The following is a 12,557-nucleotide window of genomic DNA, read 5'->3' as shown; positions in this document are numbered from 1 at the left end:
CCGCAGCCGCTCCCACTCTTCATCACTGAGCTCATGACGCCGGATCACCTCACGATGATCCACCATCTAGATCACCTTTGAAGACAGGCCCTAGGCCTCCTAGCCACCGCCGGCCCCCAGACCTCCTACGAACTCCAACGCAACGTCGAACTCTCCGTCGAGTTCTTCTGGCAGGTCCCCCGCTCACAGCTCTACGCCGAACCCCAGCGCCTGGCCACCCTCGGCCTGGTCACCGCAACGCAGGAGGAAACCGGCCGCCGCCGCCGCACCTTCGCGATCACCGACGAAGGCCGCACCGCCCTGGTCCACTGGCTGGGCCAACCACCCGAACCATCCCAACCACGCGACCCCGCCATGCTCAAGCTCTTCTTCATGGACGCCGCCCCCGAGCTGATCGAACCCCTAGCCCGCCGCCGCACCGCCGAACTCGCCGCCACCGCCCGCTTCCTCGACCACCCCGGCCTGGGCGGCGACCAGCCCAGCCACCGCCGCGTCCTCACCTGGGGCCGAGCCACCGTCCGCGCCAACCTCGCCTTCTGGCAATCCGTCCTGGACGACCTCTCCGCCCCCAACGACCCCTTGCCCTAGCAACGCCCGCGACGACCAGGCCACCGACGCCCACGACGTCCAAGAGCCCCGACGCCCGCCACGACCGGGAGTTGCGCGCCCCTGACGACCTCTCCTCCCACAACACCCGGGACGACCGCGCTCCCGACGCCCCTTTCGCCCGCACGCCCCCGACAACCTGGGCCCCGAGACACCCAAAGGCCCCGCCGACCGAGAAGGACACCCATGACCGCCTGGATTCGCCGCCACCCCTTAGTCGCCTTCTTATCCCTGGCCTACCTGGGCTCCTGGATCGGCTGGAGCCCCTGGTGGCTCTCGGCGAGCGGCCTGGCCGCCCTGCCGTACCAACTCCCCCTCCCAGCCATCGCAGCGATCAATCAACTAGGCCTGTTCGCCGGCCCCTTCGCCGCGGCCCTCCTCGTCACCCACCTGACCGCCGGCCCCGCCGGCCGCCGAGCCCTCCTCCGCCGACTGGTCCACTGGCGAGCCCACCCCGGCTGGTACGCCCTAGCCCTCCTCGCCATCCCAGTCGCAACCGCCCTCGGCTACCTCCTGACCACCCCCACTGCCCCCACCGCAGCCGCCGCCCTCCTACCGATCACCTACGCCACCTACCTCATCGGCGGCCCCATCCAGGAAGAACCCGGCTGGCGCGGCGTCGCCCTCCCGCACCTCCAGCGCCGCCTCCACCCCCTCCCGGCCGCCCTCCTCCTCGGCGTCGTCCACTGCTTCTGGCACGCCCCCCTGTTCCTGATCCGCGAATGGGACACCGCTCGCAGCGACCCCGGCCAACTCCTCGCCTACCTGGTGCTCACCGTCTCCCTGTCCGTGGTGCTGTCGTGGCTCACCAACGGCTCCGGCGGCAGCCTGCTCCTCGCGATCCTCGGCCACAACAGCGTGAACTGGGCCCTCTTCGCAGTAGCCACCCTCACCGGCCACCCCGTCGCAACCACCTGGCCGGCCGCCCTGGGCCTCACCCTGCTAGCCGTGGTAGCCGCCCGTTTCCTTCCAGGTACGGCAAGCGCTACTTCCACAGATAGTCGTAGCGAGACGAAGCAGGCGTGACGAAGACCTCACCGTCCCGCACCTGCCACTCCTCCTGCCCGCCCGCCTCGTGAAACGCGAAGAACAGGCCACACACCCGATCCCCGTCCGCATCCACGGCCGGCAACGCCGCGATCTCCCGCAGCGGACCGAGGACCTCACCGGCATCCCGAACGCCGCGGGCATAACAAACTGCGTCCAGCCACCCACCTTCAGGAAAAGCCCACCCCTTGGTTTCCCCCCGCCGAATGATGCGCTCAGCCGCGGCCCGCTGCCCGTAGAACTCCAGCCACCCGCGCACATAGATCCAGGCACCCATGCCCCCGACCCCTTTCAGCCCAGCAACGGCTCCCATGGCCACTTGATACCTTCGCTCGCTAGATCCGCAGACCGGGAGAACGGCAAGAAATGATCAGCTACACGGACGACATGAGCACCCTCGAAGCCAGCCAGTTGCGCGGCTTCTTCGTCGGCTGGCCCGCACCACCCTCGCCGGAGCAGCACCTCGCCGTATTGCGGGGAAGCTACTACGCCGTCGTAGCCATGGAGGGCGACGGCCGCGCCGTCGGCTTCATCAACATGATCAGCGACGGCGTGCTGACGGCCTTCATCCCCTGGCTCGAGGTCCTCCCGGAACACCAGGGCCAGGGCATTGGCCGCGAGCTGGTGAACCGGGCACTGAAGGCCGCCGAGAGCTTCTATTCGGTCGACCTCCTGTGCGACCCGCAGCTCCAGCCGTACTACGAGAAGCTCGGCATGCGCCCCGTTCCAGGCATGGGCCTGCGTAACTGGTCGGCCCTTCGAGGCTGATCCGGTCCTTCGCCACGTCCAGCCGCCTGCCGTCCTGCTCTATGAGCCGGACGCAGGTCCGTGCCACACCCGGTTCAGGTGCCATATCCCGCTTCCCAGCAAGCGTGGGACTCCAGGCGCAGGATCCCTCGCTCGGCGATCAGAGCTCCACCAAATGAGGAGCTGGTCATGGCGACCAGACAGCAAGAACCGCAGACCGCCCCTTGAGGACTCGCCTTGGCGGAGCGTTTCGGGCCCGACGGCGTCCGGTTGGTGGTCTGGTTCGATTGATGGATCGAGAACGCCATGGGCGTGCGTCTGGGGTGGCTGCTCAGCGGAATTCTCAGCCGGCCACGAGCTGCCACAACGAATGTTCATCATTGGATTGAATCGCGCGCGACGATCAGGGGTTGGACGTGGGGCTCGATAAGGAGATCGCGACCCGAATCGCGAACGAGCATATGGCTGACTGGATGCGACGAGCCACCTACGCGGAGCTCGCTGCGATGGAGGCCGATGGCCAATCCGAGCTCCGGCAGGAAATGGCCGAGGACGGCCGAACGTACAATGTGAGGTCCCACATCCTCCCCCATGGAGACGGCACTCTCCGCCTCGCTGTAGAGGTCGACGATGGTGGCTGGTCGGCCATTCGCCCACTCAGCAGACACGAAATCATGCGCCCCGATGGCTCCTACCTGGAGCGCTGAAGTGCGACCACGCGCGCCTTCCTGCCTGATCGTCCCGCCCGAAGCTGCCGGGACCTGTCCGACTCGGCTTAACCCAGGGCGACGATGGCACGATGGTCAAGCTCCCTCGACCACCTGCGGGCCTCTCACCCAGCTCGGCGATGACCCGGCATTTGGAGTATCCCGTCGGAGGCATGTAATAGGTGATGATGAACCTCATGCCTGACCTGCGTTGGGAAGACGTGAAGTCCCTGTTTGATCTCAAGACGAACGGCGCCTTGCCGGACGTGGTCATCGAGAGAACGACTGTGGACGACTGGCAGACGCTGATTGACCTCGTTCGGACTCGAGGCTGGCGGCATGCATACTCGCTCAGCGGTAAACCGAAAAGGCTTCCCGCGGCTGCCGAAATGGTGGCGGCTGCGGCCGAGGGCAAAGCGTCGGAACTGAGAGTTTGGCCCGTTCCCGACGTGCTGGCAATCTTCAGGGTTTATCGAGCAGTCTCCATCGATTTCGACGTTGATCTGCGGGAGTTGCAGGGTCAGGAGCGTCTGGACATCCTGGTGGCGTTCCTCAAGGCAATCGGGCGCGCCCTTGGGAAGTCGGTGTTGATGACGCCGGAGGGCTGCGGGAGGCCTGATCTGGGTTTCGACGTCGCGGCGGATCGAGCGGTGCGTATGAGCGATCCAAGGGGCTAGATGGTCAGCGAGGACGACCCAAGGATGACGATGGCCTTCTTCCACGGCGGCCCTGACCCAAGCGTCCAACGATCCGAGCAAGTGCGAAGGACGGGAGTATGCACACCCCAAGCAGTGAGCGGGTGGGCCGTGGAAACAACCCGCGCCGCCAGCGCCGGGGATGAATGGATCTTGGCTCGTAGAGGCGTCGGCCTGCGACGGAGGCCGGTCGTGAGTGACGGCGGTTGACCTCTCATAACTCCGGCTGATGGCGCGACGATCTCAATGTGGAGCAAGGCTTCATTCTGTCGGTGGTCTGCTCTACGGTGTGCCGTTACGACGTTCTCCGTTGTGATCGGAGTGGTGAGCATGGGGTTGACGACTCCCTCGGAACCGTTCGACGTAGCGGCTTTCTTTCCTGAGCTGGCAGGGCAACGCAGGACTGCAGTTCGTCTGCATCCGCGTCGAGGAAAGCCTGCTATCATGGACAGCTCGATCGGAGGGCCGTTGTTGTGGCCTGCGGCTGAACCGTGGCCTGTCTGCCCCGTCCCCCAGACTCATGACCCTTCAGAAGGATGGGACCCGCTTCCGCTCGTTTCCGTCATGCAGCTCTTCGCTCGAGATGTTCCCGAGCTGCCCTTCCCGGGTGACGCCGACGCCCTTCAAGTTCTGTGGTGCCCGCTCGATCATGAGCCGTACTTCCAGCCGCACCCGATCGTGCGCTGGCGGAGGGCGGAAACGGTCGGTAATCCTCTCGTCGATGCCCCCGCGCCGGATTCAGACAGCGACGCCTCCTACCTCCCTACGGCTTGCGTGCTATCGCCGGAGCGTGTGCAGGAGTACCCCGCGGGCTGGGAACTCCCCGCTGACCTCGCAAAGCGGATCTGGGCCTGGGAGGACGAATCTCCCAACTCTGACGGCTGGAGCTACTTCTCGCACCTCTCGAGCGCTCCAGGCAGCAAGGTCGGGGGTTGGGTGTCCTGGATCCAAGATCCTGCGCACGTCGAATGCGGTGAAGGTCATGAGATGGCGCATCTGCTGACGATTGCTACTCAGGAGTTCGACATTGAAAGCGGGAAGCGCTGGGCTCCCATCGAGGAGCGTTCTCTGCTTGCTCCACACGCTCCGCTGGAGCTACAGGAGCCCACGGGTCTCATGATCCAGGACGCTGGATCGCTCTACCTGTTCGTCTGCCTGGAATGCCCGGAGCGCCCCGTGGACTCTCTCAGCCAAGGGTCATAAACGTGGCCCGGCGACGCGCATACTGCCGTCTGTCCGCGCCTGTCCGATCTGTGGTCAGCCACCCCTGAAGGGAAGCGGGCCACAGCCCGGGTCCCGCTTGGCTTTGCTCGAGGCGATGGAAAGCGGAGCGACCACGCTTCCACCTAAGCCACCGTGTACTCCCTGCCGGATGCGGTCATCAAACAACGACGGTTCGATGACCGGCCGGCGCTGATGATGTCGTTCCGGCTCAAGGCTGACACCCGGGATCATGGGGATAAGGTGGAGTGCCCACCGGACGAAAGACCGTGGCGCCGTGGCTCCGTTCCGCTCGCCTTGTCTCGGGATGATGGCGGACGGGGTGATCAGGCTTCCACCTCAGCCGTTGACCGGCCCCCTCGGTCAGGCTCGGCGAGCATCTCGGAGCCGGAGTGCCCCCGCCGGAGGCGTCGCCTCCCAGGTGTCTCTGAGCAGTTCGTACTCCACTACTTCCTGCTGTGAGCGGGGAATCTCGGGTTGGTCGATGTGGAACGTGCGCACGTACTGGAGCCCTGCCTTCTCCATCACCCGGCGCGATCCGATGTTGGCTGCCAGGGTCTCCGCGTACACGCGACGGGCTCCCAGCTCGGTGAAAGCCTTCGTGATCAGCGCAACCGATCCTTCGGTGGCATAGCCCTTCCCCCAAGCGATCTTGCGCAACCGGTAACCCAGCTCCGGTTCGTCCTCGGGCTCGCCATGCTTGGCACGCAGGAGAAACCAGCCTAGGAAGTCCCCGGTCGATTTCTCGATCGCGGCGAAGAACCCTTGGTCGCCGGTGTAGCTCAAGATGCGGGGGAGGACCTCGCCGACGATCTTTTCTCGTGATGTCGGCACACCTCCGCTCAGATGGCGCATGACCTCGGGATCACTGTCCAGCTCCACCAGATGGTCAACGTCGTCTGCGGTGATGCGGCGCAGCAGCAACCGCTCGGTCTCAATGTGATTTAGCACTGCGTCACCCTATCCGTATGTCTGACGCCTCTTACCTGCGGATACTGGATGGAAGGGGGCCCCTTGTACGGACCTCACGGGCGAAGATCCGGGAGTCGAAGGGGTGGGCCGGTGCGCGAAGCTCCTTACCCTTTCTGTGGATCTCGGGACCAACGGTCGGGGACGACCCCAACGCCCTCGTCTTCCCAGCAGCCAGGGCGGCCCGATGCGGCGAAGTGGGTTCGACCGAGCGTCCGCCTGGCCGGAAGCCGTCCGGGCCATCGGCGTCCCGAATCTCCACTTCCATGATCTATGTCACACCGGCAACATGTTCGCCGCCGCTTCGGGAGTGGGCCTAAAGGACCTTATGGGCCGGATGGGGCACGACAACATCCGCGCCGCGATGATCTATCAGCATGCCGTTCGCGGGGTGGACCAGGTGATCACGGACGCGATCGACCGCCACATCACCGGCCCCGACGAGGAAGACCCGCCTGCGGCCCTAATTGCACGCTAATTGCACGGAAGATCATCCGACCCCAGGAACAACGAAAGCCCAGTCTCAGGACCATCACCCTGAGCTGGGCTTTCAACATGAGAGCGGGTGACGGGAATCGAACCCGCGCTGTCAGCTTGGGAAGCCGCTAACGATCTTGGCCGCTGAGCTGGGAAAACGTTGACCTGCGGGGGAGCGCTTCGGCTACCCGTGATTCCCCGCGAGTCCCCTTTGATCACTCTTCTAACGGGCACGCAACGGGCACGACGGCCGAGCTCGGACCGCTTCCTAATCAGCACGATCATTCACCGTGTAGTACCGCTCCCATCCCACTCGACAGTCGAGTGTGGGTGCTGTTGTTTGGGACCGCTGCCGTCAACGGACGACCTCTCTCGAAGAGGTTGCTGCTAGCTCTGGGGTGGCTTCGAAATGAGAATGGCCCACTTGGCCCCCTTGGGCACCTCCACCTGGATGCTTCGGACAGCCGGCTTGTCAGGGACCGTACTGATCCGAATGCTGTTGGGCCCGCCAGAGCATTGGTGAGGCAATCGAGACTGATCAATGAGGACAGTCATCGCCCCACTTGCTTCTACGCAGTCGACGGAGAGGAGAAACGACGTCCCCATCTTGAGCTTCGTGCTCCAGGCGGTGTTCTGCCCCTCCCTATCGACGTGATGAAGGAGCACCTTTCCTTTGACTCCTCGCGCAAGATCTGTGAGGGCACGAGTGACTGCGGGTGGGTCAATCAGGCCGCGAGACATCGATTCGGAACCCGAACCATGGTGGTCACGGATCGAAACTGCGCAACCGCCCAAGAGCGAGATCGCGACGATGGCCACGATAAATATGCGCACATCGAACCCTTCAGTGATCAAGTCTGGACAAGGTTATGGCAGCGATATCTCCCGCACCAGTCCACCGACGCCTGATCTTCCCGTCTGCCTCGTCCACCCGTACGGCAAGCGGGCCAAGGCCATGGGGTCAAGGTGGAGCTCCCCCGTTGGAAGAACGACCTTGGCCCCATGGCCCTGGGCTGCTCGGCTTGTCCCGGGACGATGGCGGACGGCATGATCAGGCTTCCACCTCAGCCCTCTACGGACCCCAGACTCAGCACGGCGATCATCCCGGAGCCGGAGTACCCCCGCCGGAGGCGTAGTGCCTGTACCGCTGCCCCGCTAGCCGGAAACCTTAAGGAGTAGGTCAGCCGATGGACAGGCTTGAAAGGACTGGTGCTGCTCTCGCGGCAGGACTCGTCTTATCCGTGTTGATGACTGGTTGTCGGCCCGGATGCGAGGCAGCGGCCAACGCGGACATCAGAGATCTCAAGGAGATCGTGTCGGGGCTTCTCCCCGAGGCTGTTGCCGTCACTCTCGAAGAGGGGAATGACTGCGACTCTGGGTCCGGTGGCTTTATCTCATTCACGGCGAGTGTACGGATGGATAGTGAACAGATCTTCCAGAAGTTCCTAGTCAAGGGGTGGAGCCGGATCGACGAGCCGCACGATGAGCAGTGCGTCATCTGCGTTGATGGCCTCGACGGCGTGTCCACCGATTGGGAGGGCGAAGTCGTTTACCTCATGGCCAGCAAGCGTGACGACTCGACCATGGATATCTTGGCAGCCTTCCAGTAGGTCGCGGCCCGAGTGGCGGACCGTGCGCGAGAACGGCCCCCAGGCCGCACGCGCAGTGTGCGGGCCGCAAGCTCGGACCGCGTGGTGGCGCGCAGCGCCGCCCTTGATCTCTACAAGAACAATTCGGCAGTGCTAGGCGCCTGCTTCGTTGAGTACGGCGATGACTTGGGCAAGGACTGCGGGTGCTGCGGCGATCGTGGCTCCTGACCGCATGGTGTGGGATCGTCCGGAAGCGTCGGTGACGAGGGCGCCGGCTTCGCGGGCGATGGTCACGCCTGCAGCGGTGTCCCAGGGGTTGTTGGAGAGCATGATGCAGGCGTCGGTCTTGCCTTCGGCGACCCAGGCCAGGTCCACGGCTGCTGAGCCGTACATGCGTACGCGTTGGACGCGGGCGGCGAGCTGGTGGTTCAGTGGGATGCGGACGCGGTTCTTCTCCTCGGCGTCGATCCCGACGGCGTAGTCGCCGATGGCGACGATGGCGGCGTCCAGGTCGGTGGTCTTGCTGGCCTCGATGGGATGGCCGTTGCAGGTGGCGCCGTCGCCGTCGACGGCCGCGTAGAGCATGTCGAGGAAGGGGAGGTCGATCACGCCGAGGATGGAGCGGTCGCCGTCGACCAGGCCGAGGGAGATGCCGCACAGTGGGATGCCGTGCATGAAGTTGGCGGTGCCGTCGATGGGGTCGAGCGCCCACATCAGGCCGCTGCCCTCACGGATGACGGGGCCTTCCTCTTCGCCGAGGAAGCCAATTTCGGGGGTCTCCTTGGCGAGGAAGTCGCGTACCGCGTGCTCGACCGCAAGGTCCACCTCGGTGACCATGTCCCGGTGTCCCTTGAACGAGATCGTCTGAGGAACCCGTGTGCACACCAGCTCGTGGGCGATGGCCACGGCGCGTTGCGCGATCGGCAGAAGTGCTTTGGTGTCGGTGGTCATGCCGGTCGGCTCCGCTCCCATAGTGACGTGAAGACCTGGTCGAAGACGGGGAAGAGGCCGGTGGACGCGGTGTTGTCGTCGATGACGAAGGTGGGCGAGTCCACGCCTCGGGCCTGGGGGAGGTACGGCTGAACGACACAGGTCGTGCGATCCACGATGAGGATGTTGAACCGGATCGTCTCGTCGTAGACCGCGATCTCCAGACGCTTGGACGCGTCCGGAGTGAGTTGCCCGCGGAGCCGGGTCAGCAAGTTGATGTTGAGCGCGGTCAGGGCGGTGAGGGTGGAGTCGGTGTAGCCTTCCTCCGCCTCACGAGCCTTGATCGCGAGACCGTTGGGATCGAGGAAGAGGCACTGGATGCGTGTCCCGCCTTCCAGCAGCCGCTTGAGCTGGTGGTCGGGGTAGCTCTGGCAGATCAGGTTGAGCGAGAGTCCCGCGGCCTGGATCTCCGAGGCGTCGTCGAACAGCTTCGAGGGCGGGTAGGTCGCAGCGAAGGCGGATCGGCTGCTGAACACCGCTGTCACGTCAGCGAGTTGCCCGACGCCGGCAGTGGGAGCGGGAACCGGGGCTGCGGCCGCCGGCTCGGCCCGGACCGGGGAGAACAGTTCCTCGGTGCTCCGGCCAGGGAACATCGCCTCAAGCACACGGCAGTGATCCCCGTACGGCAGGCCCTTGAGTTCCCCCGACAGCCACCGATGGAGCTGCGTCCGGCTGGGTGGTCGCCCGACCAAGGACGCGTCGACCTTCTGCGCCGCCTTGTCGTACTCCTTGCAGAAGGTGTTGTACGTCTGCCAATGCTGCTGCCGCAGTAGCACCTTCAACAAAAGCGGCTGCTCGCCCGTCGTTAACTGCGCCTGTCCAGCCATCGTTTCCAGAGTAAACACCAAGACGGCACAGGGACGAAACAAGGCGGAACAATCCGCAAGAAGGCGGCACGCACAAGCCGTCGAGACGGGACAACACCCGGCGCGATTCTCTCCTCATGGCTGATGGTTGCGAGCACTGTCAGGGCCGGTCGTGGAAATACGTGAGTTCCCGGCGCGGCCTCATCGCCGATGCGCCCCCGCAGGGCGGACGGGTGAAGGCGCCCTGCCTCCACTGTCGCGGCACCGGTCGTGCGCTGGGAGACCGCTGATGGCCCGGTCCGCGGCCGATGCCGCAGAGCAGCTCAGGGCGGAGTTGGGACGACGTGGGCTGCCGGCCAGCGTGCACACCGGATATGGGCTCGCCGTCCTGTCCCTTCGGGAGGAACTTCTCGTCTGGACGAACGGGTGCTGGTTCCGCTGGCGCTCCATGACGGCGCTCGGCGAGCCTCGCCTGGTCTTCGCGTTCTCTCCCGCTGACGACGTGGTGACGACCGCTCGCCGGATTTCGGACGCTCAGCCGAGAAGGGATTAGAGCGGATGTACTCGGTGCCCATTCTGTTCTGTCTGCACCCGCCGGCCAGCGAACAACACATCCGCGCCTGCATCGATTCATATTTCGGCTCGATAGAGCAGGCAATGAATACCGAGGACGGTCGGGCCGTAATTGCCCGCTACCTCGCCCCCCACAGTCGGGGTGAAGTGGTGGTGACGTCCGCGCAGGCGCAGGTGCGCGAGAGCACGCCACTTCACCCTTAGGAGTACGGCAGCGCGGTGATTCTCCAGCCTTCCGGGTGTGCAGGAGAGAGCCCGCATCCCGCGCTGCCGTACCCCTCCCGCACTCCAAGGGAGACAGACGACCAACCCGCGGCTAGTCTTAACGACAAGTCGAGTTGTTAAGAGGAACGATGTCGTCTGACGAGTACGCGCCCCCGAAGTACGCCCAGATCGTCCAGGCGATCAGGCGGAAGATCGACGACGGCACCTTCCCGCCCGGCTCGCTGCTCCCGTCCGAGACCCAGTTGGTCAGGGAGTTCAGCGTCTCCCGGCCCACGGTCGTCCGTGCCCTCCAGGTGTTGCAGCTCCGCGGCATCATCGAACGCGAGCACGGCAAGGGCTCGTTCGTGAAAGCCGTCCCGCCCTCGGCGGAGGAGGTGAGCCGTCCAAGCCGTGCTGTCCTCGACCGCATCGAAGCCGACGAACCGTGCACGGTGGTCGAAGCCACCCTTCACGAGGCGCCGGCAGTGGTGGCCGACCTGCTCGACCTTCCGGAGAAGGTTGAGGCCCTCATGCGCCGGCTGCTCTTCACCGCCGACGGCCGGCCAAGTGAGTTGGTGACGCTCTGGCTTCCGGCCGACCTCGCCGACGACAGCAGCCTGACCGCCCCCGCCCCGTTGTCGACCGGCGTCCGTCGCGCGCTGGAGGCGAGAGGCGTCAGGCTGACGCACGTGGTCGAGCGTATGACCGCCCGCCACCCCCGCCGCGAGGAGGTCCGCCTCCTCGGCCTCAAGCCCTCGGCGCCCGTGCTGAACATCGTCGCCAAGGTCTCCGACTCCGCCGGCCGCCCCGCAGTGATCGTCGATCTCGTCATGCCCGGCAGCCTCCACGAGCTGGAAGACGCCTACGCTCTGTAGTGTGATCTGAGTCACAGCAACTCGACTTGTCAAGCAAGCGAATCGCGGGTTACCTTCCTAGCAACTCGACAATACGAGTTATCGAGAAGACAAGGATCGATCATGGCACTCCAAGGCCCCATCCCCGTCCACTTCCACCAGCTCTTCCCGCACGGCTGCTACGCCGTCGGCGACATCGAGCCCGTCAAGGACTTCGACGCCTCCACCCCCGATCGCTTCGTCCAGTCCCGCGACAAGCAGACCGGCGAACCGGTCTGGCAGATCCCTGTCATGGACGGGGACCCGAGCCTCAAGGCCGCGCAGAAGACCGTCGCGGTCAAGCTCATCGCCCCGACCCAGCCGGCCGCGCCCGCGCCGATGCCCGGACTGCCGTTCACCCCGGTCGAGTTCGACGGCGTGACCGTCACTCCGTACGTCAACGCCTCCGGTCGCCTGGCGTACTCGATCAAAGCCCGCGAGATCCGCCCACCCCGTGCAGGAAAGGACACCGCTTGATGTCGCGCCGCCGTACGCCGCGCACCAACGCCCTCCGCTTCGTCACCGGCCGGTCGGCGCGCACCCTGTCCCACCCGTACGCTCTGCACCCGCCGGTCCTCGGGCTCGACTTCGGAGCCGTCTCCGTCCTGATCACGACCGACTCGGTGATCACCACGGCCGACCTCTGCTTCGCCCGCCAGCTCGCCCGGCAGGCGGCGCTGTACGTCCTGGCGCTCGAACGCCACCTCTCTGCCACCCGCAAGGAGAGCGCCGCGTGAGCACGAGAAAGGCCCCGTACACCTACGCCACCCTTTCGGCAACCTCCGGCCGGCCGCCGGCCCTGTCGATCTCCTTCTACGACAACGACCTGATGTGCCTGGCAGACGTCCTGACCGGAACGCGTCCTTGCCTGATGATCACCAACCGCGAAGCCACGGTCGCCATCTCCACCACCGGCGCCGGTCCGGTCACCGAGGCCGACGTCGCCGCCGCCCGACTACTCCACGAGGCCGCGGTGCGCTACCTGGCCGACTGCGAACGCCTGCTCAAGGCCGAGAAGGCCGCCTGACCGACC

15 protein-coding genes and 1 pseudogene are annotated in these 12,557 nt (G+C 65.4%); 12 read left to right on the top strand and 4 right to left on the bottom strand.

Annotation, left to right across the window (positions count from 1 at the left end; genetic code table 11):
- Positions 1 to 150: 150 nt before the first annotated feature.
- From ACIBG7_RS06085 to ACIBG7_RS06075, 3 genes and pseudogenes are all read left to right on the top strand, one after another.
- A pseudogene (locus ACIBG7_RS06085) lies at positions 151 to 243 on the top strand (hypothetical protein); the annotation flags it as partial.
- A gap of 111 nt (positions 244 to 354) precedes the next feature.
- Positions 355 to 588 carry a hypothetical protein gene (locus ACIBG7_RS06080; RefSeq protein ID WP_357915008.1) on the top strand — a complete coding sequence of 78 codons (234 nt, stop codon included), beginning with the start codon at positions 355 to 357 and terminating at the stop codon, positions 586 to 588.
- A 204-nt stretch (positions 589 to 792) separates the two neighbouring features.
- On the top strand, positions 793 to 1,632 hold the full coding sequence (locus tag ACIBG7_RS06075; RefSeq protein WP_397335332.1) for a type II CAAX prenyl endopeptidase Rce1 family protein: 840 nt from the start codon (positions 793 to 795) through the stop codon (positions 1,630 to 1,632).
- Here the strand turns inward: ACIBG7_RS06075 and ACIBG7_RS06070 are convergent.
- On the bottom strand, positions 1,592 to 1,930 hold the full coding sequence (locus ACIBG7_RS06070) for a hypothetical protein (protein WP_357915011.1): 339 nt from the start codon (positions 1,928 to 1,930) through the stop codon (positions 1,592 to 1,594). The two genes, ACIBG7_RS06075 and ACIBG7_RS06070, sit on opposite strands and share 41 nt — an antisense overlap.
- Before the next feature lie 89 nt (positions 1,931 to 2,019).
- On the opposite strand from ACIBG7_RS06070, the gene ACIBG7_RS06065 reads away from it, so the two are divergent.
- The 3 genes from ACIBG7_RS06065 (at position 2,020) to ACIBG7_RS06055 (ending at position 5,005) form a co-directional block, all read left to right on the top strand.
- Positions 2,020 to 2,421, top strand: coding sequence for a GNAT family N-acetyltransferase (locus ACIBG7_RS06065; RefSeq protein WP_397335331.1), 402 nt, complete (start codon positions 2,020 to 2,022; stop codon positions 2,419 to 2,421).
- Positions 2,422 to 3,304: 883 nt separating this feature from the next.
- On the top strand, positions 3,305 to 3,784 hold the full coding sequence (locus ACIBG7_RS06060) for a hypothetical protein (protein WP_397335330.1): 480 nt from the start codon (positions 3,305 to 3,307) through the stop codon (positions 3,782 to 3,784).
- A 582-nt stretch (positions 3,785 to 4,366) separates the two neighbouring features.
- On the top strand, positions 4,367 to 5,005 hold the full coding sequence (locus tag ACIBG7_RS06055; protein WP_397335329.1) for a DUF1963 domain-containing protein: 639 nt from the start codon (positions 4,367 to 4,369) through the stop codon (positions 5,003 to 5,005).
- Positions 5,006 to 5,386: 381 nt separating this feature from the next.
- Here ACIBG7_RS06055 and ACIBG7_RS06050 read toward each other — a convergent pair whose 3' ends face one another.
- On the bottom strand, positions 5,387 to 5,974 hold the full coding sequence (locus ACIBG7_RS06050) for a GNAT family N-acetyltransferase (RefSeq protein ID WP_397335328.1): 588 nt from the start codon (positions 5,972 to 5,974) through the stop codon (positions 5,387 to 5,389).
- A gap of 307 nt (positions 5,975 to 6,281) precedes the next feature.
- Between ACIBG7_RS06050 and ACIBG7_RS06045 the strand changes: the two genes are divergently transcribed.
- Complete coding sequence (locus tag ACIBG7_RS06045; RefSeq protein WP_397335327.1) at positions 6,282 to 6,470, top strand: hypothetical protein; 189 nt, start codon at positions 6,282 to 6,284, stop codon at positions 6,468 to 6,470.
- Positions 6,471 to 7,656: 1,186 nt separating this feature from the next.
- Positions 7,657 to 8,079 carry a hypothetical protein gene (locus ACIBG7_RS06040; RefSeq protein WP_397335326.1) on the top strand — a complete coding sequence of 141 codons (423 nt, stop codon included), beginning with the start codon at positions 7,657 to 7,659 and terminating at the stop codon, positions 8,077 to 8,079.
- A 132-nt stretch (positions 8,080 to 8,211) separates the two neighbouring features.
- Here the strand turns inward: ACIBG7_RS06040 and ACIBG7_RS06035 are convergent, their stop codons facing one another.
- Both ACIBG7_RS06035 and ACIBG7_RS06030 read right to left on the bottom strand, forming a co-directional pair.
- Positions 8,212 to 9,009, bottom strand: a complete 798-nt coding sequence (locus ACIBG7_RS06035) for an inositol monophosphatase family protein (protein ID WP_397335325.1) — start codon at positions 9,007 to 9,009, stop codon at positions 8,212 to 8,214.
- Positions 9,006 to 9,875 (bottom strand): DUF5919 domain-containing protein, encoded by an 870-nt coding sequence (locus ACIBG7_RS06030; protein WP_397335324.1) that lies wholly within the window; start codon positions 9,873 to 9,875, stop codon positions 9,006 to 9,008. The genes ACIBG7_RS06035 and ACIBG7_RS06030 overlap by 4 nt, the downstream gene beginning before the upstream one ends.
- 905 nt (positions 9,876 to 10,780) lie before the next feature.
- On the opposite strand from ACIBG7_RS06030, the gene ACIBG7_RS06025 reads away from it, so the two are divergent.
- The 4 genes from ACIBG7_RS06025 (at position 10,781) to ACIBG7_RS06010 (ending at position 12,551) form a co-directional block, all read left to right on the top strand.
- On the top strand, positions 10,781 to 11,506 hold the full coding sequence (locus ACIBG7_RS06025; protein ID WP_397335323.1) for a GntR family transcriptional regulator: 726 nt from the start codon (positions 10,781 to 10,783) through the stop codon (positions 11,504 to 11,506).
- Between the two features lie 102 nt (positions 11,507 to 11,608).
- Positions 11,609 to 12,001: a plasmid replication, integration and excision activator gene (locus tag ACIBG7_RS06020; RefSeq protein WP_397335322.1), complete on the top strand. Its 393-nt coding sequence runs from the start codon at positions 11,609 to 11,611 to the stop codon at positions 11,999 to 12,001.
- Positions 12,001 to 12,261, top strand: a complete 261-nt coding sequence (locus tag ACIBG7_RS06015; protein WP_397335321.1) for a hypothetical protein — start codon at positions 12,001 to 12,003, stop codon at positions 12,259 to 12,261. Before ACIBG7_RS06020 ends, ACIBG7_RS06015 begins: the two co-directional genes overlap by 1 nt.
- On the top strand, positions 12,258 to 12,551 hold the full coding sequence (locus ACIBG7_RS06010; RefSeq protein ID WP_397335320.1) for a hypothetical protein: 294 nt from the start codon (positions 12,258 to 12,260) through the stop codon (positions 12,549 to 12,551). Before ACIBG7_RS06015 ends, ACIBG7_RS06010 begins: the two co-directional genes overlap by 4 nt.
- The last annotated feature ends 6 nt before the right edge of the window (positions 12,552 to 12,557 follow it).

This window comes from Nonomuraea sp. NPDC050328, from assembly GCF_044459405.1.
Classification (GTDB): domain Bacteria; phylum Actinomycetota; class Actinomycetes; order Streptosporangiales; family Streptosporangiaceae; genus Nonomuraea.
The sequence above is the reverse complement of the archived record's forward strand: the minus strand, read 5'-3'. Positions and strand labels throughout refer to the sequence as shown.

Excerpts from the sequence above, each read along its gene's own strand:
- ACIBG7_RS06080 (WP_357915008.1), top strand. The coding sequence starts at position 355 with ATGCTCAAGCTCTTCTTCATGGACGCCGCCCCCGAGCTGATCGAACCC.
- ACIBG7_RS06075 (WP_397335332.1), top strand. The coding sequence starts at position 793 with ATGACCGCCTGGATTCGCCGCCACCCCTTAGTCGCCTTCTTATCCCTG.
- ACIBG7_RS06070 (WP_357915011.1), bottom strand. The coding sequence starts at position 1,930 with ATGGGTGCCTGGATCTATGTGCGCGGGTGGCTGGAGTTCTACGGGCAG.
- ACIBG7_RS06065 (WP_397335331.1), top strand. The coding sequence starts at position 2,020 with ATGATCAGCTACACGGACGACATGAGCACCCTCGAAGCCAGCCAGTTG.
- ACIBG7_RS06060 (WP_397335330.1), top strand. The coding sequence starts at position 3,305 with ATGCCTGACCTGCGTTGGGAAGACGTGAAGTCCCTGTTTGATCTCAAG.
- ACIBG7_RS06055 (WP_397335329.1), top strand. The coding sequence starts at position 4,367 with ATGCAGCTCTTCGCTCGAGATGTTCCCGAGCTGCCCTTCCCGGGTGAC.
- ACIBG7_RS06045 (WP_397335327.1), top strand. The coding sequence starts at position 6,282 with ATGTTCGCCGCCGCTTCGGGAGTGGGCCTAAAGGACCTTATGGGCCGG.
- ACIBG7_RS06040 (WP_397335326.1), top strand. The coding sequence starts at position 7,657 with ATGGACAGGCTTGAAAGGACTGGTGCTGCTCTCGCGGCAGGACTCGTC.
- ACIBG7_RS06035 (WP_397335325.1), bottom strand. The coding sequence starts at position 9,009 with ATGACCACCGACACCAAAGCACTTCTGCCGATCGCGCAACGCGCCGTG.
- ACIBG7_RS06030 (WP_397335324.1), bottom strand. The coding sequence starts at position 9,875 with ATGGCTGGACAGGCGCAGTTAACGACGGGCGAGCAGCCGCTTTTGTTG.
- ACIBG7_RS06025 (WP_397335323.1), top strand. The coding sequence starts at position 10,781 with ATGTCGTCTGACGAGTACGCGCCCCCGAAGTACGCCCAGATCGTCCAG.
- ACIBG7_RS06020 (WP_397335322.1), top strand. The coding sequence starts at position 11,609 with ATGGCACTCCAAGGCCCCATCCCCGTCCACTTCCACCAGCTCTTCCCG.
- ACIBG7_RS06015 (WP_397335321.1), top strand. The coding sequence starts at position 12,001 with ATGTCGCGCCGCCGTACGCCGCGCACCAACGCCCTCCGCTTCGTCACC.